The organism is Pseudodesulfovibrio indicus, assembly GCF_001563225.1.
GTDB classification, from domain to species: Bacteria; Desulfobacterota; Desulfovibrionia; order Desulfovibrionales; family Desulfovibrionaceae; genus Pseudodesulfovibrio; species Pseudodesulfovibrio indicus.
Map to the genome: position 1 here is coordinate 3,258,079 of NZ_CP014206.1, position 22,492 is coordinate 3,280,570.

Sequence of the window (22,492 nt, forward strand, 5' to 3'; positions counted from 1 at the left end):
AATGAAGGACGCCGCTCCCCGCACCCCCGCCCGCAAGGGGCTGACCATCCTCCTCCTGGCCGCGACCCTGGCCGGGCTGGCGGTGATCGCCTGCGGCATGGGTTTCATCGCCATCTCCCCGTCGGAGGTGGTGTCCGCCCTGCTGGACGGGGCGCGGGGAGCGGCGCAGTCCATCGATCCGCTCAAGGCGGACGTGCTCCTGGACATCCGGCTGCCGCGCATCCTGACCAGCCTGTCCGTGGGGTTCGGCCTGGCCATGGCGGGCGCGGTCTTCCAGGGGCTGCTGCTCAACCCCCTGGCCGATCCGTTCACCCTGGGCGTGTCCTCGGGCGCGGCCTTCGGCGCGGCCCTGGCCCTGCTCCTGGGGGTCTCCCTGTTCGGCCCGGCCACCCTGCTGGTCCTGGCCTTCGCCGGCGCCGGGGCCACCCTGCTGGCCGTCCTGGCCCTGGCCGGGCGCGACACCGATTTTTCCCCCGGCTCCCTGATCCTGGCCGGCGTCATCGTCTCGGCCATCCTCTCGGCGGGCATCAGCTTCATCAAATACCTGGCCGACGAGCGCGTCTCGGTCATCGTCTTCTGGCTCATGGGCAGCTTCGTGGGCCGCACCTGGAGCGACGCCGCCCTGACCGGCCCGGCCGCCCTGTTCGGGCTCCTCGTCTGCCTGTTCCTCGCCCGCGACCTGAACGTCATGAGCCTCGGCGCCCGCCCCGCGCGCAGCCTGGGGGTGGACACCGGGACCGTGCGCGTCATCCTCCTGGTCACCGCCTCCCTGGTCAGCGCGGTCTGCGTGGCTGTGAGCGGGGTCATCGGCTTCGTGGGCCTCATCGTCCCGCACCTCATGCGGTACCTGGTCGGGCCGGACAACCGCTGGCTGCTGCCCGCCTCGGGCCTGGGCGGGGCCATCCTCCTGCTCCTGGCCGACACCGGCTCCCGCGCCCTGCTGCCCCACGAGGTACCCATCGGCGTGCTCACCGCGCTCATCGGCGGCCCGGTCTTCTGCTGGATCTTTGCCCGCAGCCGTGGGGGGCATCGTGGATAACGCCGGGTTCGCCCTGTCCGGGGTCTCCTTCGCCTACGGCGCGCGGCCCGTGCTCCACGGGCTGGACATCGCCCTGGCGCCGGGACGGCTGTACGGCATCATCGGCCCCAACGGCAGCGGCAAATCCACCCTGCTCCACCTCCTGGCCGGGCACCTCGCGCCCTCGCAGGGGACCGTAACGCTGAACCACAGGAGCGTGGCCGCCTACCCGCCCGGCGAATTCGCCCGGCTCTGCGCCCTGGTCGCCCAGGAAAGCGCGCCGAATTTCCCGTTCACGGTCTACGAGGCCGTGCTCATGGGCCGCCATCCGCACATCCCCCGGTTCGCCCGGCCCGCTGACACAGACCTCGCCCGCGTGGAGCACGCCCTGGCCGCCATGGAGCTGGGCGAGCTGCGCGACCGTCCACTGGCCGCCCTGTCCGGGGGCGAGCGCCAGCGGACCGCCGTGGCCAGAGGGCTGGCACAGGACGCCCCGGCCCTGCTCCTGGACGAGCCGACCTCGGCCATGGACATCCGCTACGCCATGGCGACCATGGCCGAGCTGGCCCGCCTGGCCCGCGAGGAGGGCCGCACCGTGGTGACCGTGCTCCACGACCTGAACCTGGCCGCCCGGAACTGCGATTTCCTGTTCATGCTGGACAAAGGGACCGTTCACGCCTATGGCAACGTTTCCCGGACGCTCACCCCGGAAAACATCCACGCGGTCTTCGGCGTCCGCGCCGCCATCCTGAACACGGAAAGCGGACCGCACCTAGCCTATCTTTAAGGAATTCCGACTTGAAACGCATTCTGTTCACCATCGTCTTCACGCTGCTTTTGTGCACCACGGCCCACGCCCACACCCTGACCGACGACACCGGCCATACCGTAACCTTCGACCGGCCGTTCACCCGCATCATCTCCCTGTACGGCGCGCACACCGAAAACCTCTTCGGCCTCGGCCTGGACGAGGAGATCGTGGGCGTGTCCACAAGCGAGGACTACCCCCTGGCCGCCACGGCCAAGCCGTCCTTCAACTCCCGCGACGGGGTGGAAAAGTTCCTGGCCGCCGAGCCGGACCTGATCCTCATCCGGCCCATGCACATGCGGGCCTACGCTGGGCTGTGGAAGGCGCTCCGGAAGCGCGGCGTCGCCGTGGTCGCCCTGCAGCCCGACACCGTGGAGGCCATGTACGCCTATTGGCGCGCCCTGGGGCTGCTGACCGGACGCGAGACAAAGGCCGAATACATGATCGAGGACTTTCAGGACGGGGTGCGACGGGCCGAGGATCGCCTCGCCTCCCTGCCGGACGACGACCGTCCCGGCGTCTTCTTCGAATCCATCCACTCCAAGTACGCCACCTTTTCGCCCGGCTCCATGCCGCTCTTCGTGCTGGACAAGGCGGGCGGCAGGAACATGGCCGCCGACGCCCGGCCCCGGCACGGGACCAACATCGCGGACTACGGCATGGAACGGGTCCTGAACCATGGCGACCGGATCGACGTCTATCTGGCCCAGCACGGAACCATGAACGAGGTCTCGGTGCCGGACATCGTGAACGCGCCCGCCGCCTCGCGCATCAAGGCGGTCCTGTCGCGCAACGTCTTCCTGGTGGACGAACGCCTCGTCTCCAGGCCGACCATGCGGCTGCTCCAGGGCATAGACACCGTGTTCCGGCTGCTCCACCCGACCGCAAGTTGACGCTCGGGGCGAAAACAGACACAGTCGGCTACCGACGAAAAACCATACGGGAATCCAACGTGACCAAGAAAGGCACTCTTTACGGCATCGGGGTCGGCCCCGGCGACCCGGAACTGCTCACTCTCAAGGCCGTCCGCATCCTCGGCGAGGTGGACGTGATCTTTGCCGCCGCCTCCACCAAGAACGACTATTCCACGGCCTACGCCATCGCCAGGCCGCACCTCAAGGACGGCGTGCGCATCGTCCAGCTCGGCTTCCCCATGACCAAGGACGAGGACGCCCTGGAAACCGCGTGGCGCGCCAACGCGAAAGCCGTGGCCGAAGTCCTGGACGCGGGCCAAAACGCCGCCTTCCTGACCCTGGGCGACCCCCTGACCTACTCCACCTACGGCTACCTCCAGCGCACCCTGCTCTCCATGAACCCGGACCTGAAGCTCCGCGCCGTGCCGGGCATCACCTCCTTCCATGCCGCCGCCGCGCGCATCGGCCTGGTCCTGTGCGAGTCCAAGGAGTCCCTGCTGATCACCTCCGGCGTGGCCGACTCCGCCCGGCTGGAAGAGCAGCTGAACAGCGCCGACAATGCCGTGATCCTCAAGGCGTACAAGAATTTCGACGAGATACGAGCCCTGCTGACCAAGCTGCGGCTGGCCGACACCACCGTGCTGGTCTCCCGCCTGGGCATGGACGAGGAGTCCATCCTCATGGACATCAAGGACGCCCCCAAGCAGCCCCACTACTTTTCCCTGGCCCTGGTCAAGAGGAGCAAGGCGTAATGCGCATCGCCATCGTCCTGGCGGCCTTCGGCTCCCGCCACAAGAACGCGGCGGCCTCGCTGACCCACATCACCGAACGGGTCGGGCAAGCCTACCCGGACCTGCCCGTGCGCGTGGCCTACACCTCCAAGACCATCCGGGGACACATGAAGAAGGCGGGCGAGGACGTGGACTCGGTCCCGGCCGCCCTGGACAAGCTGCTCTCCGAGGGCATCACCCACGTGGTCATCCAGTCCCTGCACATCATCCCCGGCACCGAATTCCACGACCTCCTCGCCCTGGCCAACGAGGCCATGCTGCGAGAGGACGGATTCCGCCGCGTGGAGGTCGGGTTCCCGCTGGTGGCGGGCGAGGCCGGAGTCGAGGAAGTGGCCGACGTGGTCCTGTCCATCGCCCGACAGGTCAAGGGCGAGAACGACGCCGTGCTGTTCATGGGCCACGGCACCAAGCACGACGGCAACGTCTACTACGAGGCCCTGCACCGCGCCTTCCAGAAGCGCGACGCATCGGTGCACATGGGGGCCATGGAGGCCGAGCCGGGCATCGACGCCGTCATCGAGCGGTTCAAGGCCGACGGCGTGAAAAAGGCCCACCTGCTCCCCTTCCTGTTCGGCGCGGGCTGGCACGCCGCCCGCGACATGGTCGGCGATTCCGAAACCAGCTGGAAGACCCGGCTGGGACAGGCGGGCATCCAATGCGAGGCCCTGCTCAAGGGGGCCGGTGAATACGACCGGTTGGTCAACATCTGGCTCACCCATCTCCACGACGCCCTCAAGCGGTTGAACCGCTGTTAGCGGAAACGGGGGAAGGGGAGAAGGAAACCTTTTGGGAAAGGTTTCCTTCTCCCCTTCCCCCGAACCCCCATCCCCTCATCCTTCCAAAACTTATTGTGTCGCTGCGCGAGTTTTTGGGGATAGCGGACGGCCGTGCCTCTTTGCGGGGCCTGGGCCGAGGGAAATCCATTCCAGAATGCTTCTCCATGAAAAAAGGGGCGTTGCCGCCCCTTTCTCACGTCCGTGGTCCGGCGGTCATGCCGGAACAGCCGGGCTGCCGCCCGCCGTCACCTTGTAGGTGCACAGCTTGCAGCCGACGTTCTCGTTCCTGAGGTAGTCGGCGTCCTCCATGCTGACCAGCTCCCAGGCATCGGCCCGTTCCAGGGCGATCATGCGGTCGCGGTAGCCGTAGTCCTCATAGGCGCCTTCGCGGATGGTGAAGCAGATGTGGCCGTCGGGCCGGGTGACCCGGATGAGCTCGTCAAACGCCGCAGCGTCAACGTGGCCGTAGGTCAGGGTGCCGACGCAGACCACGGCGTCGTAGGCGTCGTCCTCGATGTCCAGGGGCTTGCTCAGGTCCGCCTGCTTCAGGCTGCGGTAGACCTTCTTCTCCTCGGCGACCTTGAGCATGTCCGAAGAATAGTCCAGGGCATGAAGATCGCCGTACCCCTTGCTCCGAAGCGCCTCGGCCACCTGACCGGTGCCGCAGCCCGCGTCCAGAATGCGCGCCGAAGTGACGGGTACCACGCGCTCGAGCGCCCTGGCCGTGATCTCGGGGGCCACGTAGCCGAAGGCCTCGACGGTGTCGGCGTCGTAGTTCTCGGCCCAATCGCCATAGGCCTCCATCAGATCCTTGTGATTGTCGGCGGTGTAAACCTTGTCCAGTGTCTTGTTGTCGGAAACCATTCGTCCTCCCTACGCTTCCTGTACTTCGTAGATGCAATACTTGGCCGTCACGTCCTCCTTATGGAGGTAGTCCGTATCGACCATCTCCTTGAGCTCGAAGGCGTTGTTCGCTTCAAGCTCCAACATCCGCTTGCGGTAGCCGTATTCCTGGTATGCGCCGTCGCGGACCGTGAAGCAGACATACCCGCCGGGACGGGTGATCCGCACCAGCTCGTCAAAGGCATCCGGGCCCACGTGGGCGTAAGTGAACGTGCCCACGCAGATGGTGGCGTCGTAGGCGTTGTCGGAAATGGTCAACTCACGGTTCATGTCCGCCCTGAACACATTCTCGTAGACCCGCTTCTCCTCGGCCACGTCGAGCATGTCCCGGCAGTAGTCCATGGCCTCGATGCGGCGGTAGCCCATGTGGCGCATGGCCTGCCCCACCAGCCCGGTGCCGCAGCCCGCGTCCAGTATCTTCGCTTCGGCGGAATCCAGATACCTGTCCAGCAACCGGGCGGCCACGCCCGGGCCGACGTAACCCATGCCCTCGCAGGTGTCCCTGTCATACTCCCTGGCCCAGCAGCGATACGCCTCGGCCAGCTCGTCCGGGGTCTTGGCCTCATAGGTGGCCACCCATTTTTCCGGAGTCTGTTCCATGGTTCTCCTCTTGTTGCAGGTTTACGTTGCACAAAATTTTCTCTGTATAAGGCAATGTAACTTTGCAAGTTACAATAAAATTGCATTGCAGTAACTACTCATTTACCTCGAATCAACGCCAAGTATTGACTACATATATAAATACATTATTGATCAAAAAATGGATTCATCCTCACAAATTGAAGTATCCATATTTTGCAAATAACCAATTCAAATTTCATAAAACTTATGAGAATGGTGTCTGGATTCTGCCACTAAACATTTTTGCATCACCATGTCAAGGCTGACACCGTGTACAAATCAGGAGTTGCAACATTATCACAGGGGATGGGGCAATCCGAAGGCGCGCGAAAAGACGGGACCGGAAGCGCCGGGCCATTTATGGGCGTGAACGAGCGTGATTGAGCGGGGGTGGGCGCGGATGGCGCGGATTGTTCGGATAACGGACCGCCCGGGGAGGCGGTCGGGGTGCTAGGACTTCTTGAGGCGGTCCTTCCTGCGTTCCTCGGCCTGGCGCTTCTGCTCGTCGAGGACCAGGCGGTGAACGGCGTCCTGATTGCGGCGGTCCAGGTCTTCGAAAACCAGGCCGCTGAAGGTCTTGTCCACGCGGACGACCTTGGCCCGGATGGGACCGCCGACGCGGACGCCCCGGTGATACAGGCCGATCTCGAACCGCTCGCCCACGCGCATGCCGGTGCTGCCCGACAGGCCGACCCCGGTGGGGCTGACGTCGGTTGCGGAATACACGGCGGGCCGTCCGGCCACCTTGACGTGGAGCCCGGAGATCTTGGCGCGGTAGGCCCCACGGGGGCCGGTGGAATCGCCGAATGAAATGTCGAACGGTTTTGCTGCCATGGGGAACATCCTGCGGTCCGGAGGTTCTATCAATTCCCCCGGCGGCTGCCAACCCCCCATGATCGCCGTTTACACCATCCGACCCATGGGCTAGTCTCCGAGCCTACGGAGAACATGTGAGCATACTGATCCATACCCATGACGGCGGGCGCTTCGCCCTTGAGCCGAAACCGGGCGACACCCTGGCCCGGACCATCTTTCTGTCGAGGCTTTGGCACGGCGTGCCGCTCTGCTCGGGCCTGGGCAAGTGCGGTCTGTGCCGGGTGCGCTACCTCAAGGACGCGCCCGAACCGGGCCGCGAGGAGCTGAAGAAGCTCGGCCGCGACAAGCTCGACCAGGGGTGGCGGCTGTCCTGCCTGCACCCGTCCGAGCCGTGCGAGATCGAGCTGCCCCAGCCCGTGCGCAGCCAGCGGGCCGTGCGCGCCCTGGCGCAGAAGACCGGCGATTTCGCCCTGGCCGTGGACCTCGGCACCACCTCCATCCACTGGACCGCCCTGGTGGACGGCGAACGGGTGGCCACGGGCCAGGAGCTGAACCCCCAGACCGGCATGGGGTCCGAGGTCATGTCCCGGCTGGCCGCCGCCTCGACAGCCGAAGGCCGCTTCGTGCTGCGCGCCCTGGTCACCGACCGCATCGCCGAGCTGGCCCAGCTCGCCACGCGCAACCTGGGCGGGAAGTGCACCGGGCTGGCCGTTTCCGGCAACCCGGCCATGACCTACATCCTGCTCGGCAAAAAACCGGACGACCTGGCCGCCGCGCCCTACGTCCTGTCCTATGCGGGCGGCGACGAGAAGCGGCTGGGCGCGGGGCTGCCCCCGGCCTACATACCGCCCCTGCTCGCCCCGTTCGTGGGCGCGGACATCTCCGCCGGGCTGACGGCCATAGAATACGGCGGCTCGCCCCAATACCCGTTCCTGCTGGCCGACCTCGGCACCAACGGCGAGTTCGTCCTGGCCCTTTCCCCGGACAAGCGCATCTGCGCCAGCGTGCCCATGGGTCCCGCCCTGGAGGGCGTGGGCCTCTCCTTCGGGCGCACCGCCGGCCCCGGGGCCGTGACCGGCTTCACCCTGACCCCCAAGGGTCTGGTCCCGAAATATTTCGATGCGTCCGGCACGCCGGTCAACGGCATGACCGGCACCGGCTACCTCTCGCTGTGCGCCGTCCTGCGCACCCACGGCGTGCTCGACGACACCGGGCGGTTCGCGGACGGGGCCACCCCGCTGGCCGCCAAGCTGGCCGCCGGGGTCGGGACCAGGGAGGGCGAACCGGTGTTCGAGGCCGCAGACGGGGTCCTGCTCCCGGCCTCGGACGTGGAGGAGATTCTCAAGGTCAAGGCGGCCTTCAACCTGGCCGTTTCCGCCCTGCTCAAGGCGGCGGGGATCGGCCCCGGCAAGCTCAAGGAAATCCACGTCGCGGGCGCGCTGGGCGAACACGTCTCGGCCTCGGACCTGGAGACCCTCGGTTTTCTGCCCCAGGGGTGCGCGCCCCGGACCGTCAAGGCGGGCAACACGTCCCTCAAGGGCACCGAGCTGTTTCTGACCGACCCCGGCGCGCGCGGTTTCGCCGAGGGACTGTCCGCGACTCTGACCCGCCTCGACCTGACGGACGAGGAAAATTTCGGCGAACAATTCATAGCAAGGATGCGCTTTACCCATGTCGATTGACGGCCTGTTCCCCAACCTGACCGATGACAACGCGGACCAGCTCGAACGGTTCGGCGGACTGCTCAAGTCCGTCTGGCCCCTCAAGGGCAAACACCGCGACCAGCTCAAGTACGACATCCGCGACATGTCGCGCAGCCTGACCAACGAGCGGTCCACCCGGCGCAAGGAGTACATGACCGACGACAAGTTCCTGTCGCCCTACCTGTACTACTTCCTGCCCTGGAACCTGCTGCGCATGTCCCGCCTCTTCTCCGGGCTGGAGCTGGATATCCCCGAGGACGGGCATGTGGCCGACCTCGGCACCGGTCCGCTGACCACGGTCCTGGCCCTGTGGATGTCGCGGCCCCACCTGCGGGAGCGGCGGCTCAACTTCACCTGCCTGGACATCGCGCCCAAGACCATGCAGGCCGGGCTGAAACTCTTCCGCGCCCTGGCCGGGGAGGACTCGCCGTGGCGCATCAAGACCGTCAAGGCCGCGTTCACCGACCACCTGCGCGAGCGGGCGGACCTGCTGCTGGTCGCCAACGCCCTCAACGAGCTGGACTGGTCGGGCCGCACCGCCCGGCCCCAGGCCGAGAAGCTGGCCACCCACCTGGCGGGCTGCGCCAAGGACACGGGCCGCATCCTGATCATCGAGACCGGGGTTCGGTTGACCGGGCGGATCATCGCCGAGATGCGCGCCCAGATGCTCGTCAAGGGGTTCAAGCCCATCGCGCCCTGTCCGCACACCGGCGAATGCCCCATGCCCGCCCTGGGCCAGGGGCCGTGGTGCCACTTCAACTTCCTGTCCAAGGGCGCGCCCGAGTGGCTGGAGTCCGTGTCCAAGGAAGCCAGCCTGGAAAAGGACAACGTGACCCTCAACTTCCTCTATCTCTCCCAGAACGGAGCCCAGGAATGGGGCGCGGTGCGGGCCGTTTCCGAACCGTTCAAGCTGCACGGCGACAAGGGACAGTACGCGTGCTCGGACCGGGGGCTGACCCTGCTCCAGTACGCGCAGGGCGTGCGGCCGCTGTTCCCGGGCCAATCCTTTGCCCCGGACTGGCCGCAAAACCCCAAGACCGACCTCAAGTCCAAGGCGGTCATCCTGCCGTACAAGGGCGAAGGCAAGAAGTGAGAATCGTGGACCTGGGGCTGATCGGCTATGCCGAGGCCGAAGCCCTGCAACTGAAGACCCTGGAAGCGGTGACCGCCGGGCGGGAGGAGAACACCCTCTTCCTGCTGGAGCACCCCAAGGTGATCACCCTGGGCCGCCAGGGCGGGGCCGAGAACCTGCACCTGGACGAGGCGCAGCTCAAGGCCCACAATATCGAGCTGGCCCGGACCGCGCGCGGCGGCAACATCACCTGCCACTTTCCCGGCCAGCTGGTGGCCTACCCCATCTGGCGCGTGGAAAAGCGGCCCGGCGGCATGCGCAAATTCTTCCACGACATGGAACAGGCGGTCATGGACACCTGCGCGCACTACGGCGTATCCACCATCCGGCGGCCCAAGCACCCCGGGGTATGGGTGGACGAAACCAGGAAAATATGCTCAATGGGCATCGGCGTTCGCCGCTGGGTCACCTACCATGGGCTGGCCCTCAACGTGGCGCGCGACGTGAGCCTGTTCAACGCCATCACCCTGTGCGGCATACAGGGGGCGGTTCCCACCTCCCTGTCCGCTGAGGCCGGGCGCGACATCGACATCAAGGACGTCAAGAATGTCTTCGGAAAAGCCTTTGCAGAAACCTTTGCGGATTCCGCCGTGGCTGCGGATCAAGCTCCCTAGCAACGAAAATTTCTCCTGCACGTCCGGGCTGATCGACGACCTGCGGCTGAATACGGTCTGCCAGTCGGCCAAATGCCCGAACAAGTGGGAGTGTTTCTCGCGCAACGTGGCCACCTTCCTGGTCATGGGGTCCATCTGCACGCGCAACTGCGCCTTCTGCAACATCGAACCGGGCGACCTGGCCCCCCTGGACCCGTCCGAACCCGGCCGCGTGGCCGAGGCCGCGCGCAGGCTCGAACTCAAGCACGTGGTCATCACCTCGGTCACCCGGGACGACCTCGACGACGGCGGGTCCGGCCACTTCGCGGCCACCATCCGGGCCGTGCGCCAAGTGCTGCCCGCCTGCACCGTGGAGGTGCTCATCCCGGACTTCCAGGGCGACGAGAGCGCGCTCGGGACCGTGCTCGACGCCCGGCCCGACGTGCTCAACCACAACCTGGAGACCGTGCCGCCGCTCTACGGGACCATCCGGCCCCAGGCGAACTACCGCCAGTCCCTGGCCGTGCTGGAGAACGCCAAGCGGTTGGCCCCGGCCATCCCCACCAAGTCCGGCATCATGGTCGGCCTGGGCGAGACCGACGACCAGATACTGGCCGTGCTCGACGACCTGGCCGCCATCCGCTGCGACATCGTGACCATCGGCCAGTACATGCAGCCGAGCCGCCGCCATCCCCTGGTGCAACGCTACGTGGAGCCGGAACGGTTTCAGTGGTACGCCGAGGAAGGCAAAAAACGCGGCATCCGCCGGATGCACAGCGCCCCGCTGGTCCGGTCGAGCTACAACGCCGCCGAATTCGTCTAGACGAGCCTCCGGCGGCCCTGCCGGGGGCCTCTCCGAGGGCTTAAGAACCCCTTATCGCTGCTGTCGCCATCTCTAGAGCTCGTAGACTCGCTAAGAGCTGCCGCTGAAAAGGGTTTCTTAAGAATCTTCCGAAACTTTTTGGCGCTCGCTTCGCTCGGATTCGTACCGAAAAACAGGCTGTTTCAACCGCAGAATGGTTTTGCAGGCTGTTCAAAAATGGTGAGATGCTAGGCGCGAAAAGAGTTCAAGGTCGAAGCGTACTTCCTGTACGCGAGAGTTTGAACTTTTTGAAGCAACGACGCAGATCGCCGTTTTTCAACAGCCTGCTAGAATATCCAGTCTTTGATGCGCAGATCGATTTTGGGGATGCCCATGTAGCGGTCGATCTTGGGGGTGAAGGCGAACCGCATGGTTCGGCCCCGGACCACGGAGGTCAGGGTGTCGGCCATGCGCCACGCCTTGCCCGGCAGCTTGGTGCCGGTCTCCTGGTCCTCCAGCACCAGCTTGACGTGCTCCCGCTCGCGCCCGAACAGGGCGTGCTCGGCCACGCGCACCGGGCGGGTTGCAAAGACCGGCTCCGGGTTGCCCATGCCGTAGGGCTGGAGCAGTTCCAGCTCCTTGAGCAGGGTGTTGTCGATGGAAGAGAACGGCAGCTCGTGGTCGAGCTTGAGGGTCGGTGTCAACGGCTTGGGGCCGAGGGCCTCGATGACCTTGGCGTTGAACCGCTCGCGGAACTCGCCCAGGTTCCCGGGCTTGAGGGAGACGCCCGCCGCCTGGGCGTGGCCGCCGAACCCTTCGAACAGCTCGGCCAGCGAGACCAGCCCCTCGTGGAGGTTGAACTCCGGGATGCTCCGCCCGGACCCCTTGAGCAGTCCCGAGGACTCCGCCGCGCAGAGCAGCAGCGTGGGCCGGTAATATTTCTCCACCACCCGCGAGGCCACGATGCCGATGATGCCCGGGTGCCAGTGATCGGCGTGGAGCACCAGCCCGGCCTGTGAGCGCATGGCCTCGGCCTGGGCAAACGCCTCGTCCGCGATCTCCTGCTCCTGGCGGCGGCGCTCCATGTTGATGGCGTTGAGTTCCTCGGCGATGGGCATGGCCGAGTCGAAATCCTTGGAGAGCAGCAACCGGAGGGCCTTTTCCGGGTCGCCCATGCGTCCGGCGGCGTTGATCCTCGGCGCCAGGTGAAAGCCGATCTGCCCCGCGCCCAGTTCGGCCTGGCGCTCGTAATCGCTGACCACCTTGAGGGCCGCCATGCCGGGCCGCTTGGCCTCCTTGATGAGCAGCAGCCCGTTCTTGACCAGGATGCGGTTCTGGCCCGTCAGCCGGACGATGTCGGCGATGGTCCCCAGCGCCACCAGGTCAAGCAGCGGACGGACGTCCACGGGATCGCCCGGCAGCAGCCGGTTCAGGGCGACCATGAGCATGAACGCCACGCCCACCCCGGCCAGGTCGTCGCACGGGCCGCCGTCCTTCAGGCGCGGATCGCACACGGCGTGCGCGCTCGGCAGGGTCTCTCCCGGCAGATGGTGGTCCGAGACGACAACGACCATGCCCAGCTCGCGGGCGCGGGCCACGGGCTCCAGGTCGGAGATGCCGCAGTCCACGGTCAGGAGCATGTCCGCGCCCTGCTCGTGCAGGCGCTCCACCCACGGCACGTTCATGCCGTAGCCCTCCTCCATGCGGTTGGGCAGATGGTGCATGACCTCGATCCCGCGCATGGCGAAGAACTCCTTGACCACCGCCGTGGCGGTGATGCCGTCCACGTCGTAGTCGCCCCACACGGCGAGTTTGCGTCCCTCGGCCAGCCCCCGCGCCAGGGTCTCGGCGGCCTCGGTCAGGCCGGGAATCTCGGCGGGGTTGGCCATGTGCCGGAGCAGCGGACTCAGGAAGCGGTCCATGTCGGCCACGTCCGTCAGTCCACGGTTCCAGAGGATCTCGACGATCAGGGGCGAAACCTCAAGCTCTTCGGCCATGGCCGTGGCCGAAGCCGGGGGCGCGGCTCCCTCGCCGCGGTGTTTCCAAATGCAGGGCAATGTATTATCCGGGAATGATCAGGAAAGAATGTTAACGAATTGTTCGATGTCGTCGGAATCGAGGAGTTCCTCGCCCACTTCCATGATGTCGTCCATGTCCACGTCCACTGCCTGGCAGAGCTGCTCGACCCGCTCCACGTAGGGCCCCTCGGGGTCGGTCACGGCGTGGGTCACGCAATCGGCCAGGCAAATGACGTTGGACTCGGTGGAGTGCTCCGGGGAGAGGTCGGGCGAGTGGTGCCAGTTGACCGGCTCCACCAGGGTGGCGGGCAGGTCCCAGGAACGGAGCACCAGCGCGCCGATAACCGCGTGGTCCAACCCCCAGTAGTCTTCCTCGGCTTCGCTGTCGGTCATCTCGTCGCTCTCGGCCTTCTCGCGTATGGCCGCCCAGTCGTCGGGCCGCTTCAGCGCGGTGATCAGCTTGCCGATGTCGTGCAGCAGGCCGGAAGTAAAGAGGTTGTCCGGCTTGCCCACGTCGGTCATGTCGGACAGTTCCTTGGCGACCATGGCCACCAGGAATTGGTGAGTCCAGTACTCGCCCAGATCGAAATCCTCGGGAATGGGATAGCGGCGGGTCAGCCCGTTGACGCCAAGGGCCAGGACGATGTTGCGGATCTCGGCCATGCCGAGCACGGCTGCGGCGCGCGGCACGGACTGGACCTCGGCCTGCAACCCGTAATAGGCGGAGTTGGCCAGGCTGAGGATGCGGGTGGTCAGTCCCTGGTCCTTGCCCAGGGTCTTGCCCACGTCCTCCAGCGATGCCAGCGATCCCCCGCCCGTCTGGACGAAGAGCGTGCGCAGGACTTCGGGCGAAAACGGGAGGTCCTGCCGCATTTGCGGAAGCTCCTGGAGAAATCCCTGAATCCTGTCCTGGTTCATGCGCCCTCCTGTCCCGAAAGATTAGTCCAGCTTGATGGGCGCGGAGCTTGCCGGTTTCTTCGGCGCTCCGTTGTCCCCGGTCTTGGGTTCGCCGTCCTCGCGGGCCGCATCCAGGTTCACCCCGGCGGAACCGCCCTTGGGCTTGCCGCCTTTGCCGCCAGGAGCCACGTTGGGTCCCTCGCCCTCGGCCACCAGTCCTCGGCCTTTGAGGAAGGCCCAGAACTTCAGGCTCGCGTCGAGCTTGGGGTTCACCTCCAGGCTCTTGAGCAGATATTTCTTGCATTCCTCCACATTGCCCTTCTCGAAGTAGCAGCGGGCAATGTTGTGAAAGAGGTGCTCGTCGTTCTTCACCAATTCCTCGGCACGCAGATAGTAGCGCAGCGCCTGGTCGTACATCTTGTTCTTGCGCATGTTGATGCCGAAGTCGTTGAACAGGTGCTTGTGCTCGGTGTCGAAGGCCGCCTCCAGCCCCACCAACCGCTCGAAGATGTCGTTGGCCTTCACCTGGTCGCCCCGGTCGAGATAGGTCAGCCCCAGGCCGAAGTTGGCCCGGACGTTCTCCTCGTCGATGGCCATGGCCTGCTGGTATTCGAACTCGGCGGAATAGGCGGCACCCCGCTCGCGGTGCTTCTCGCCGCGCACGATGGCCCCGTCCATCTCCTTGATGGCCGGATAGACCGTGGAGATGTAGAACTCGGGTTCGGGATTGAATTTGGTAAGAAAGTCGTCGCGCGGGACGTTGCGCTTGGGACCGGACGGCACGTAGTTGCGGTTGAGCGGCTGCACCGAAACCTCGCCGTCGTCCAGCTCCTCGACGTTCCAGTAGGTTTTCTGGATCGTCTTGCGCTGGGTCGTTCCGGTGCCGACCTTGGCCACGGTCTGTGTGGAGAAGATGCCCTTGATCTTCTCCGCGCCGTCGCGAACTACTCCCTGCCGGTTGTCGGCAGTCTGCTCATGCTCGGCCATCAATTGCTCCTATCCGGCCCGCCGCATCTCCCCGATGATCGCCATGGCTGCTTCGCCGGGACGCTCCGCCCGGGTAATGGGCCTGCCCACCACCAGAAAGTCCGACCCGCTTCGCACGGCACCCTCCGGAGTGACCACCCGCCGCTGGTCCCCGGCCTCGGCCGAAGCGGGCCTGATGCCGGGGGTGAGGCAGGCGAACCCGTCGCCGCACGCACCCTTGATCCGTTCGACCTCCAGGCCGGAACAGACCACGCCATTTAAGCCATATTGCTTGGCTTTCACAGCCAGGTCAAGGGCCATGTCCGAGGGCGCGGGCGCGTTCTCCACGGGCAGGTCCCCGGCCCCCATGCTGGTCAGCATGGTCACGGCCAGGACCAGGGGCGGCTCCTGTCCGGGCAGAGTCCCCTCGGCGCACCCCGCCATGGCCGCGCGGGCCATGCGTTCCCCGCCCAGGGCATGGATGTTGACCATGTCCGCGCCCAGCCGCACGGCGGACCGGACCGCGCCCTGCACGGTGTTGGGGATGTCGAAGAATTTCAGGTCCAGGAAGACCTTGAAGCCCAGCTCCTTGAGGCCGGTGACCACCTTGGGGCCCTCGGCCGTGAACAGCTCCAGCCCGACCTTCATCCACGGGGCCGTGCCCTCAAGGGCGCGGGCCATGGCAAGGGCGGAAGCCGCGTCCGGAAAATCCAGTGCAACGACCAGCTCAGCCATCTTGCTTCCAGGTGTCCATGATGTTTTCGAGGATGCCGGGCCTGAGCGACGGCTTGCACCGCCCGGCCAGGTACACGGCCCTGAGCTCGGCGTAGGCCTCGTCCAGGTCGTCGTTGACCACCCAGGAGTCGAACCACTCGGCCTGGGAAAGTTCGCCCGAGGCGTTGGCCAGCCTTTTCGCGATGGACTCCTCGGAGTCGGTGCCGCGCCCCTTGAGGCGGCGCACCAGCTCCTCGCGCGAGGGCGGGAGCAGGAACACGAAGGTCCCCTTGTAGAAGGTCTTCTTGAGCTGCTTGGCGCCCTGCACGTCGATGTCGAAGAGCACGTCCTGGCCCGCGCCGAGCATCTCCTCCACCGGCTTGGTGGCCGTGCCGTAGAAGTTGCCGTGGACCTCGGCCCACTCGCAGAACGCGCCCCGGCTGCGCATGGCCACGAAGGTATCGCGGGAGACGAAATGGTATTCGCGCCCGTCCTGCTCCGCACCGCGCGGCGCGCGGGTGGTGTAGGAGATGGAGAAGCCGAAATCGGGGAACTCCTCGCGGAGCATGGAAATGAGGGTGGATTTGCCGGTGCCGCTGGGCGCGCAGACCACCAGGACCTGCCCCAGCCTGAACTTGTGATCGTCCCTGGTCACCTAATCCCCCTCTTCCGCGCTGAACCGCTGGCCGATGGTTTCCGCCTGGATGGCGGACAGGACCACGTGGTTGGAGTCGGTGACGATGATCGCCCTGGTCTTGCGCCCCTGGGTGGCGTCGATGAGCCGCCCCTCGGCGCGGGCGTCCTCACGCAGCCGCCGCATGGGCGCGCTGGACGGGTTGACGATGGAGATGACCCGGTCGAGCACCACGAAGTTGCCGAAGCCGACGTTCAGTAATCCCTGTTTCTGCATGGTCCCCTACTCGATGTTTTGAACCTGTTCCCGGCAGCGCTCCAGCTCCGCCTTGAAATCCACGACCAACCGGCTGACCTCGGTGTCCTGCGCCTTGTTGCCGCAGGTATTGATCTCGCGGAAGGTTTCCTGCACCAGAAAATCGAGCTTCTTGCCCACGTCGTCCTTGTCGGCCAGGACCTCCGCCAGCCGCTCCAGATGGGCGTCCAGGCGGGTCAGTTCCTCGGATACGTCGAGCTTGTCCGTGAGGTAGGCCACCTCCTGGAGCATGCGGTCCTCGGAGAAGTCCGCATTGGCCGAGTCGAGCATGTCGGTGATGCGCTGCCTCAAGCCGTCCTTCTTGGCCTCCAGGATGTCCGGAATGCGTTCGCGGACCTTCTCGGTCAGCTCGCGCAGGGTGGCGAACCGGGCGGTCAGGTCGGCCACCAGGGCCTGGCCCTCGCGGGCGCGGGAGTCTACCCAATCCCTGAGGGCGGCTTCGAGCCCCTTGTTCAGGCTCTCGGCCAGGCCGGGGTCCGGCTCGGACCCGTTGTCGCGCCACAGGGCGGGCATGGCCAGCACCCGGTTGTAGTCGAGATTGAAGATTTCGCCCCGGGCGGCGGCCAGCTTTTCCATCTGGCGGAACATGGCCTTGGCCATGGTCTTGTTGAAGGTCACGCCGAGGACCTCGGCGTCCAGGACCTCCAGGTTCAGGGAGACGTCCACGCGGCCACGCGAGGCGTGGGTGCGGACCTGCCGCTCCCAGGCGGTCTCCAGGGAGCGGAGGAATCCGGGGATGCGCCACTTCACGTCGAGGAAGCGGCCGTTGACGCTCTTGATCTCCCACACGTGGGTCCAGGCGTCCTCGTTGGTTTCGTTACGGCCGAAGCCGGTCATGCTTACTGGCATAAATGGGTGTCCTTTTATGGTTGTAAGCCGCGAGTTGTGCGGAAAACGTCACGTTCGCGGCTTGCTCTGCCTGTTTCTATACGACTGACGCAGCTTTGTCAGCCGCGATTTCATGGCCTCGCCCGCGTAATCCGGGAAGGTCCAGGGAAAATCCACCCACCGTTTCTTCTGCCAGATGAGGGTCAGGTCGGCCCAGATGCCGTCCTTCAGGTAGATGCGGTGGGAAAAGTTCTTGCCCGTGGCGAGCACCAGGGACTGCTGGGTCAGGAAGCCGGGGTCCAGATTGAACAACCTGCGCCCGTCCCGCGCGAACCGCTGCTCCACCGAGTTGGTCCACAGCTTGATATCCGCCAGCTCGTCCAGGGGGCGCAGCGCATCGAAGGCCAGGAGCCGCCGGGTGATGGGCGTTCCCAGCTCCTTGTCGTAATAGTCGGTCTGGTCGAAATCGAACTCCTCGGACGGGTCGAAAGGACCGAACCGGTCGGCCAGCTCCGCGCCGACCTGCGGCCAGAACGCGCCCCAGTCGGCGCTCAGGACCGAGATGACCAGCATCCCCGGATCAGGGGTCTTGGGCGTACTCATTCGCTTGCCTCCCACGGCTCGACGATGACCACGCCCCGCTCCACGCGCAACGGGCGCGCCCGGACCAGGGAGCGCGGCGCGGCTCCGGGAGGCTGTTCGAACCGGCAGGCCGCGTAGTACTCGCTGACCCCGCGTCCCCGGTCGTCCTGGACCAGCACGTCCAGATGGTCCAGGTCGAGAAGGCGCTTGAGGAAGGCGGCCTTCCTGCGCCCGATGAGCTTGCGCAGACGGGCCGCCCGCTCCTTGCGCACCGGCACGTCCACCGCGCCGGGCAGCTCGGCCGCCCTGGTGCCGGGCCGCTCGGAGTAGGGAAAGACGTGGCCGTAGGTCAGCGGGAGTTCGCGGCACAGCTCCATGGTGTTCTCGAACTGCGCCTCGGTCTCGCCGGGAAACCCGGTGATCAGGTCCGCGCCCAGCCCCATGACCGGCCACGCACCCTTGAGCCGGTCCATGAAGTCCACGGCGGACCGTGGCGAATAATGGCCGCGTCCCATGGCCTTCAGGACCTGCGGGTCGCCGCTCTGGAGCGAGAGATGGAGCTGCGGGCAGACCAGCCGGGATGAGGACAGGACGTCCAGCGCCTTGTCCGTGAGCTGGCCCGGCTCCACCGAGGAGATGCGCAGCCGGGCGCGCCCCGCCCAGTCCGGGGCGAAGGTCCGCTCCAGTTCGGCCACCAGGTCCCAGAAGTCGGGCTTGGATTCGAGATCGCGCCCGAAGTGGCGCAGGTTGATGCCGCTCAGGATGAACTCGCGGAACCCCGCGCCGAACAAGCGGGCGATCTCGTCCGCGACCTCGGCCACGGGACGGCTCACGGACCGCCCGCGCGTCAGGGGCACGATGCAGTAGGTGCAGAAATGGGAACAGCCGTCCTGGACCTTGACCACGGCCCTGGCCCGGCCGTAGCCGGAGATGGAAAAAGGCGCGAACCGGGGCTTCTCCGATGCCGGTGCGGGAGTTGCCGGGGTCATGGGACCGCCCAGGAGGTCCGCCTTGTCCGCCTGGGCCACCACCCGGACCACGCCGGGCAGCGCTGCCAGCTCTTCGGGCATGACCTGGGCCGCGCACCCGGTGACGATGATCTCCGCCGCCGGGTTGTCGCGGTGGAAGCGGCGCACGGTCTGGCGCAGGTCGGCCACGGCGTTGGCCGTGACCGCGCAGGAGTTGACCAGGATGAGGTCCGCCGCGCGCGGGTCGTCCGTCTCCACGGCGTCTCGCCCGGCCCATGCCTCGGCGATGGAGCGGGTCTCGTACTGGTTGATCTTGCAACCCAGGGTAGCGGTATGAAAGGTTGTCATGGTATGGTCCGTCAACGTCGTTAGAAAAAAGTTCATCCACCTTAGCCGAGATACAACCCGTGAAGCAAACCCTTGCCCCGCTCTCCGTCGCCCTGCTGGCCGCGCTCTTTCTGCCCGCACTCTTTCTGACCGGCTGCGTCACCGGCGTGGGCGTCGGCGTGGGCACGTCCGGGACCAGCGTGGGCGTGGGCATAGGCGGCGGCCGGACCTCGGTCGGCGTCGGCGTCTCGGGCGGGCTGGGCGCGTCCATCAACTCCTACGGCGACTTCCTGAACAACGGGCCGAATGAGGCCTACCTCAACAACAAGGCGGGCATCAAGCAGCTTGACGACGGAAATTTCGAAGCGGCCCGCAAAATCTTCACCGATACCCTCGAAAAATACCCGGACCTGCCGGATTCCACCTACTACCTCGGTTTGACGCTCATCTACCTGGGCGAGCGCGAGGCCGGGTTCGGGCTGCTCAAGACCTACCGCGACCCGTACTACTACCGGGGGACCTCCGCGGTGCAGCGCATGGCCGCCTACCTGGAGAAAAAACCGGAGCTGACCCCGGAGGAAATCCACAAGGCCATGAACCGCGAACGCCGCGACGGCTACGACCGGGACGCCCAGGAGCGCCTCGAAATGCGCCGCGAAACCTGGTAGCAGCTATGCTTCCGACTCGATGATCCCGCCGCCCAGCACGGTGCCGTCCGCATCGTAGACCGCCGCCACCTGGCCCGGCGTGGGGCGCACGTGCGGTTCCAGAAAGTCGAAGTGCAGCCTGCCGCCCGTGAGCCGCACCCTGGCGGGCTTGGCCTTCTGGCGGTAGCGGGTCTGGACCATCACGGTCTCCGGCCACGAATCCATCGGACACATCAGGTTCACCTGCCCGGCCACGCACCCGTCGGCGGCCAGGAACTCCTTGGGCCCCACCACCAGCGCGTTGGCCGCCACGTCCTTGTCCAGAACGTAGAGCGGCTCGGACCAGGCGATGCCCAGGCCGCGCCGTTGCCCCTGAGTGTGCCGCCACAGCCCCCGGTGCTCGCCCACGACCCGCCCGTCCGGCAGGACCGCCGGGCCAGGGCCGGGCATGGCGCAGCGCGAGGTCAGGAAATGCTGGTAATCGTCGTCCGGCACGAAGCAGATCTCCTGGCTCTCGGAGGGCAGGGGCGGGTTCAGCCCGAGGGCCGCAAGGAAGCGCGGCACGTCCCGCTTGAAGGTCCGGGCCAGCGGGAACTCGGCCAGCCGCAGCTTCTCCACCGGCACCATGGAAAGGAAATAGCTCTGGTCCTTGGCCGCGTCCTCGCCGCGCACCAGCATCCGGCCCGGAGCGCGCTCCTCCAGCCTGACGTAATGGCCGGTGGCCAGCCGCTCGGCCCCGAGGTTGCGGGCCGCGTCGAAGAGCACCCCGAACTTCATGCGCGGGTTGCACATGGCGCACGGGTTGGGCGTCAGCCCCGCCCTGTACTCGGCCACGAACGGCTTGATGACCCGGTCGTCGAAGGACTCGTGCAAATCCAGGGCGTGAAAGGGAACGCCGAGGGTGGCGCACGCCCTGGTCAACCCGGCCACGACCCGCTCCCAGGCCGGGTTCGGCGGCAGGAAATGCCCGTGCACGGCCATCAGCCGCTCCCCCCGCTCCTTGAGCAGCGCGAGCGCCAGCAGGCTATCCATGCCCCCAGAAACGGCCACGGCCACGGTCATGAGGAAGCCTTCTCCTGGCCGCCATCCCCTCTCCCTTCCGAAACGCGTCGGGTGCGCTTGGCGCAAGGGGGGAAGAAATCAATGCGGGATTGGTTCAACATAAGATGAGTTGTTAGCACAGATGAAGGATGGAAAAAAGCCGGTTGCACGCATCAGCGCGCAACCGGCTTTCATTTTTCGATCGGTTCCTACAGTTCCGGCATGGGCATGGGGTCGAGGTGGCGCTCCAAACACTCGGCCACCCCGAGCATGGTCGGCTCGGAGAAGGGAGCGCCCATGAACTGGAGTCCCACCGGCATGCTGGAGTCCTTGCCCAACCCCACGGGCAGGGACATGGCAGGAATGCCCGCCAGGTTGGCGGAGATGGTGAAGATGTCGAGCAGGTACATCTGCAGCGGGTCGGCCTTGGCGCCCTTGACGAAGGCCGTGGTCGGGCAGACCGGGCCGGCGATCAGATCGCACTGGGCGAACGCCTTTTCGAAGTCCTGGCGCAGCAGGCGGCGGACCTTGGCGGCCTTGTTGTAGTAGGCGTCGTAGTAGCCGCTGGAGAGCACGTAGGTGCCCATGATGATGCGCCGCTGTACCTCGTCGCCGAACCCTTCGGTGCGGCTGGCGGTGTACATGTCGATGAGCTCGTCGGCCTTCTTGTTGCGATAGCCGAAGCGCACGCCGTCGAAACGCGACAGGTTGGACGAGGCCTCGGCCATGGCGATGATGTAATAGGTGGCGATGGCGTATTCGGTCAGGGCGAGCTTGACGGGCACGGTCTTGGCGCCCAGCTTCTCCATCTCGGCCACGGCGTTGGCGCACGCCTCCTTAACCTCCTCGTCCAGCCCCTCGCCCCAGTACTCCTCGGGCAGGCCGATGGTCACGCCGTCCAAATCCTCGCGGCCAAGGGCGGCGAGGTAGTCCGGCACCGGGACGTCCACCGAGGTGGAGTCCTTGGGGTCGTGGCCGGCCATGACCTGGAGCAAAAGCGCGGCGTCCTCCACCGACCGGACCATGGGGCCGATCTGGTCCAGCGACGAGCCGTAGGCGATGAGCCCGAACCGGGAGATGCGGCCGTAGGTGGGCTTGAGGCCCACGATGCCGCAGAAGGAGGACGGGGTGCGGATGGAGCCGCCGGTGTCGGTGCCGAGCGCGGCGAAGCACTGGCCCGCGGCCACCGTGGCCCCGGAGCCGCCGGACGACCCGCCGGGCACGCGATCCACGTCCCACGGGTTGGCGGTCATGAAAAAGGCGGAGTTCTCGGTGGAGGACCCCATGGCGAATTCGTCCATGTTTGCCTTGCCCACGAACACCGCCCCGGCGTCCTTGAGCCTGGTCACGGCCGTGGCGTCGTAAAAGGGAACGAAATCCTCAAGGATCTTCGAGCCGCAGGTGGTCTTCACGCCCTTCAGGGTGAGCAGATCCTTGAGGACCATGGGCACGCCCCACAGCGGCTTGTCCGGGTCCGGCCCGGCGGCGTCCATGGCCTTGGCCTGTGCCATGGCTTCCTCGGCCATGACCGTGATCAGCGCCTTGACGCGCGGCTCCGTGGCCTCGATGCGGGCGAGGCAGTCCGCGACCACCTCGGCGACCTTCACTTCCCCGGACTTGAGCAGCGCCGCGATCTCGGAGAGGGTCTTCGTGTGCAGTTCAGACATTAATCAATCCT

24 protein-coding genes are annotated in these 22,492 nt (G+C 66.2%); 10 read left to right on the forward strand and 14 right to left on the reverse strand.

The window, feature by feature from the left end; all coding sequences use genetic code 11:
- Window position 1 precedes the first annotated feature (1 nt).
- Genes AWY79_RS14875 through AWY79_RS14895 form a run of 5 tightly spaced genes read left to right on the forward strand, consistent with a single transcriptional unit; the run spans window position 2 to window position 4,286 of the window.
- Window positions 2–1,039 (forward strand): FecCD family ABC transporter permease, encoded by a 1,038-nt coding sequence (locus AWY79_RS14875; protein WP_066805661.1) that lies wholly within the window; start codon window positions 2–4, stop codon window positions 1,037–1,039.
- On the forward strand, window positions 1,032–1,805 hold the full coding sequence (locus tag AWY79_RS14880) for an ABC transporter ATP-binding protein (protein ID WP_066807271.1): 774 nt from the start codon (window positions 1,032–1,034) through the stop codon (window positions 1,803–1,805). The genes AWY79_RS14875 and AWY79_RS14880 overlap by 8 nt, the downstream gene beginning before the upstream one ends.
- 11 nt (window positions 1,806–1,816) lie before the next feature.
- Window positions 1,817–2,719, forward strand: a complete 903-nt coding sequence (locus tag AWY79_RS14885; RefSeq protein ID WP_066805664.1) for an ABC transporter substrate-binding protein — start codon at window positions 1,817–1,819, stop codon at window positions 2,717–2,719.
- Between the two features lie 59 nt (window positions 2,720–2,778).
- Window positions 2,779–3,492, forward strand: coding sequence for a precorrin-2 C(20)-methyltransferase (gene cobI, locus AWY79_RS14890; RefSeq protein ID WP_066805667.1), 714 nt, complete (start codon window positions 2,779–2,781; stop codon window positions 3,490–3,492).
- Window positions 3,492–4,286 (forward strand): sirohydrochlorin cobaltochelatase, encoded by a 795-nt coding sequence (locus AWY79_RS14895; protein WP_066805670.1) that lies wholly within the window; start codon window positions 3,492–3,494, stop codon window positions 4,284–4,286. The genes cobI and AWY79_RS14895 overlap by 1 nt, the downstream gene beginning before the upstream one ends.
- A gap of 234 nt (window positions 4,287–4,520) precedes the next feature.
- Here the strand turns inward: AWY79_RS14895 and AWY79_RS14900 are convergent, their stop codons facing one another.
- From AWY79_RS14900 to AWY79_RS14910, 3 genes are all read right to left on the reverse strand, one after another.
- Entirely contained in the window at window positions 4,521–5,171 is a 651-nt protein-coding gene (locus tag AWY79_RS14900; RefSeq protein WP_066805673.1) for a class I SAM-dependent DNA methyltransferase, read from the reverse strand.
- 9 nt (window positions 5,172–5,180) lie between these two features.
- Window positions 5,181–5,810: a class I SAM-dependent DNA methyltransferase gene (locus tag AWY79_RS14905; RefSeq protein ID WP_066805675.1), complete on the reverse strand. Its 630-nt coding sequence runs from the start codon at window positions 5,808–5,810 to the stop codon at window positions 5,181–5,183.
- A gap of 471 nt (window positions 5,811–6,281) precedes the next feature.
- Window positions 6,282–6,665, reverse strand: a complete 384-nt coding sequence (locus AWY79_RS14910; RefSeq protein ID WP_158509899.1) for a PilZ domain-containing protein — start codon at window positions 6,663–6,665, stop codon at window positions 6,282–6,284.
- Window positions 6,666–6,781: 116 nt separating this feature from the next.
- Here AWY79_RS14910 and AWY79_RS14915 point away from each other — a divergent pair, with 116 nt between their 5' ends.
- Genes AWY79_RS14915 through lipA form a run of 4 tightly spaced genes read left to right on the forward strand, consistent with a single transcriptional unit; the run spans window position 6,782 to window position 10,898 of the window.
- Window positions 6,782–8,329, forward strand: coding sequence for an ASKHA domain-containing protein (locus AWY79_RS14915; RefSeq protein WP_066805685.1), 1,548 nt, complete (start codon window positions 6,782–6,784; stop codon window positions 8,327–8,329).
- Window positions 8,319–9,443 (forward strand): small ribosomal subunit Rsm22 family protein, encoded by a 1,125-nt coding sequence (locus AWY79_RS14920; protein WP_066805689.1) that lies wholly within the window; start codon window positions 8,319–8,321, stop codon window positions 9,441–9,443. Before AWY79_RS14915 ends, AWY79_RS14920 begins: the two co-directional genes overlap by 11 nt.
- A complete protein-coding gene (gene lipB, locus AWY79_RS14925; protein ID WP_066805692.1) occupies window positions 9,440–10,096 on the forward strand; it encodes a lipoyl(octanoyl) transferase LipB in 657 nt (218 codons plus the stop codon). Before AWY79_RS14920 ends, lipB begins: the two co-directional genes overlap by 4 nt.
- Window positions 10,029–10,898, forward strand: coding sequence for a lipoyl synthase (gene lipA / locus AWY79_RS14930; protein ID WP_066805695.1), 870 nt, complete (start codon window positions 10,029–10,031; stop codon window positions 10,896–10,898). The genes lipB and lipA overlap by 68 nt, the downstream gene beginning before the upstream one ends.
- Before the next feature lie 326 nt (window positions 10,899–11,224).
- On the opposite strand, the gene recJ is transcribed toward lipA, so the two are convergent.
- From recJ to mtaB, 9 genes are read right to left on the reverse strand one after another with little or no spacing between them, the layout of a single operon-like run.
- Window positions 11,225–12,934 carry a single-stranded-DNA-specific exonuclease RecJ gene (gene recJ, locus AWY79_RS14935; RefSeq protein ID WP_066805698.1) on the reverse strand — a complete coding sequence of 570 codons (1,710 nt, stop codon included), beginning with the start codon at window positions 12,932–12,934 and terminating at the stop codon, window positions 11,225–11,227.
- 18 nt (window positions 12,935–12,952) lie between these two features.
- Window positions 12,953–13,813: an HDOD domain-containing protein gene (locus tag AWY79_RS14940; protein WP_066805701.1), complete on the reverse strand. Its 861-nt coding sequence runs from the start codon at window positions 13,811–13,813 to the stop codon at window positions 12,953–12,955.
- A 21-nt stretch (window positions 13,814–13,834) separates the two neighbouring features.
- A complete protein-coding gene (locus tag AWY79_RS14945) occupies window positions 13,835–14,779 on the reverse strand; it encodes a tetratricopeptide repeat protein (protein ID WP_066805704.1) in 945 nt (314 codons plus the stop codon).
- Window positions 14,780–14,788: 9 nt separating this feature from the next.
- The gene (pyrF, locus tag AWY79_RS14950; protein WP_066805707.1) at window positions 14,789–15,493 is read right to left on the reverse strand and encodes an orotidine-5'-phosphate decarboxylase; all 705 of its coding nucleotides are present in this window, start codon (window positions 15,491–15,493) and stop codon (window positions 14,789–14,791) included.
- Window positions 15,486–16,127, reverse strand: coding sequence for a guanylate kinase (gene gmk / locus AWY79_RS14955; RefSeq protein WP_066805710.1), 642 nt, complete (start codon window positions 16,125–16,127; stop codon window positions 15,486–15,488). Before gmk ends, pyrF begins: the two co-directional genes overlap by 8 nt.
- Window positions 16,128–16,382, reverse strand: a complete 255-nt coding sequence (locus AWY79_RS14960) for a DUF370 domain-containing protein (RefSeq protein ID WP_066805713.1) — start codon at window positions 16,380–16,382, stop codon at window positions 16,128–16,130. It abuts the gene before it with no gap.
- A 6-nt stretch (window positions 16,383–16,388) separates the two neighbouring features.
- Window positions 16,389–17,270, reverse strand: a complete 882-nt coding sequence (locus tag AWY79_RS14965) for a YicC/YloC family endoribonuclease (protein ID WP_066805716.1) — start codon at window positions 17,268–17,270, stop codon at window positions 16,389–16,391.
- Between the two features lie 48 nt (window positions 17,271–17,318).
- Window positions 17,319–17,852: a DUF4416 family protein gene (locus AWY79_RS14970; protein ID WP_066805719.1), complete on the reverse strand. Its 534-nt coding sequence runs from the start codon at window positions 17,850–17,852 to the stop codon at window positions 17,319–17,321.
- Window positions 17,849–19,147 carry a tRNA (N(6)-L-threonylcarbamoyladenosine(37)-C(2))-methylthiotransferase MtaB gene (gene mtaB, locus AWY79_RS14975; RefSeq protein ID WP_066805721.1) on the reverse strand — a complete coding sequence of 433 codons (1,299 nt, stop codon included), beginning with the start codon at window positions 19,145–19,147 and terminating at the stop codon, window positions 17,849–17,851. The genes AWY79_RS14970 and mtaB overlap by 4 nt, the downstream gene beginning before the upstream one ends.
- A gap of 59 nt (window positions 19,148–19,206) precedes the next feature.
- Here mtaB and AWY79_RS14980 point away from each other — a divergent pair, with 59 nt between their 5' ends.
- Complete coding sequence (locus AWY79_RS14980) at window positions 19,207–19,794, forward strand: tetratricopeptide repeat protein (RefSeq protein ID WP_066805723.1); 588 nt, start codon at window positions 19,207–19,209, stop codon at window positions 19,792–19,794.
- Window positions 19,795–19,797: 3 nt separating this feature from the next.
- Here the strand turns inward: AWY79_RS14980 and mnmA are convergent, their stop codons facing one another.
- Window positions 19,798–20,835: a tRNA 2-thiouridine(34) synthase MnmA gene (mnmA, locus tag AWY79_RS14985; RefSeq protein WP_066805725.1), complete on the reverse strand. Its 1,038-nt coding sequence runs from the start codon at window positions 20,833–20,835 to the stop codon at window positions 19,798–19,800.
- A gap of 188 nt (window positions 20,836–21,023) precedes the next feature.
- Window positions 21,024–22,481, reverse strand: a complete 1,458-nt coding sequence (gatA, locus tag AWY79_RS14990) for an Asp-tRNA(Asn)/Glu-tRNA(Gln) amidotransferase subunit GatA (RefSeq protein WP_066805727.1) — start codon at window positions 22,479–22,481, stop codon at window positions 21,024–21,026.
- Between the last annotated feature and the right edge of the window lie 11 nt (window positions 22,482–22,492).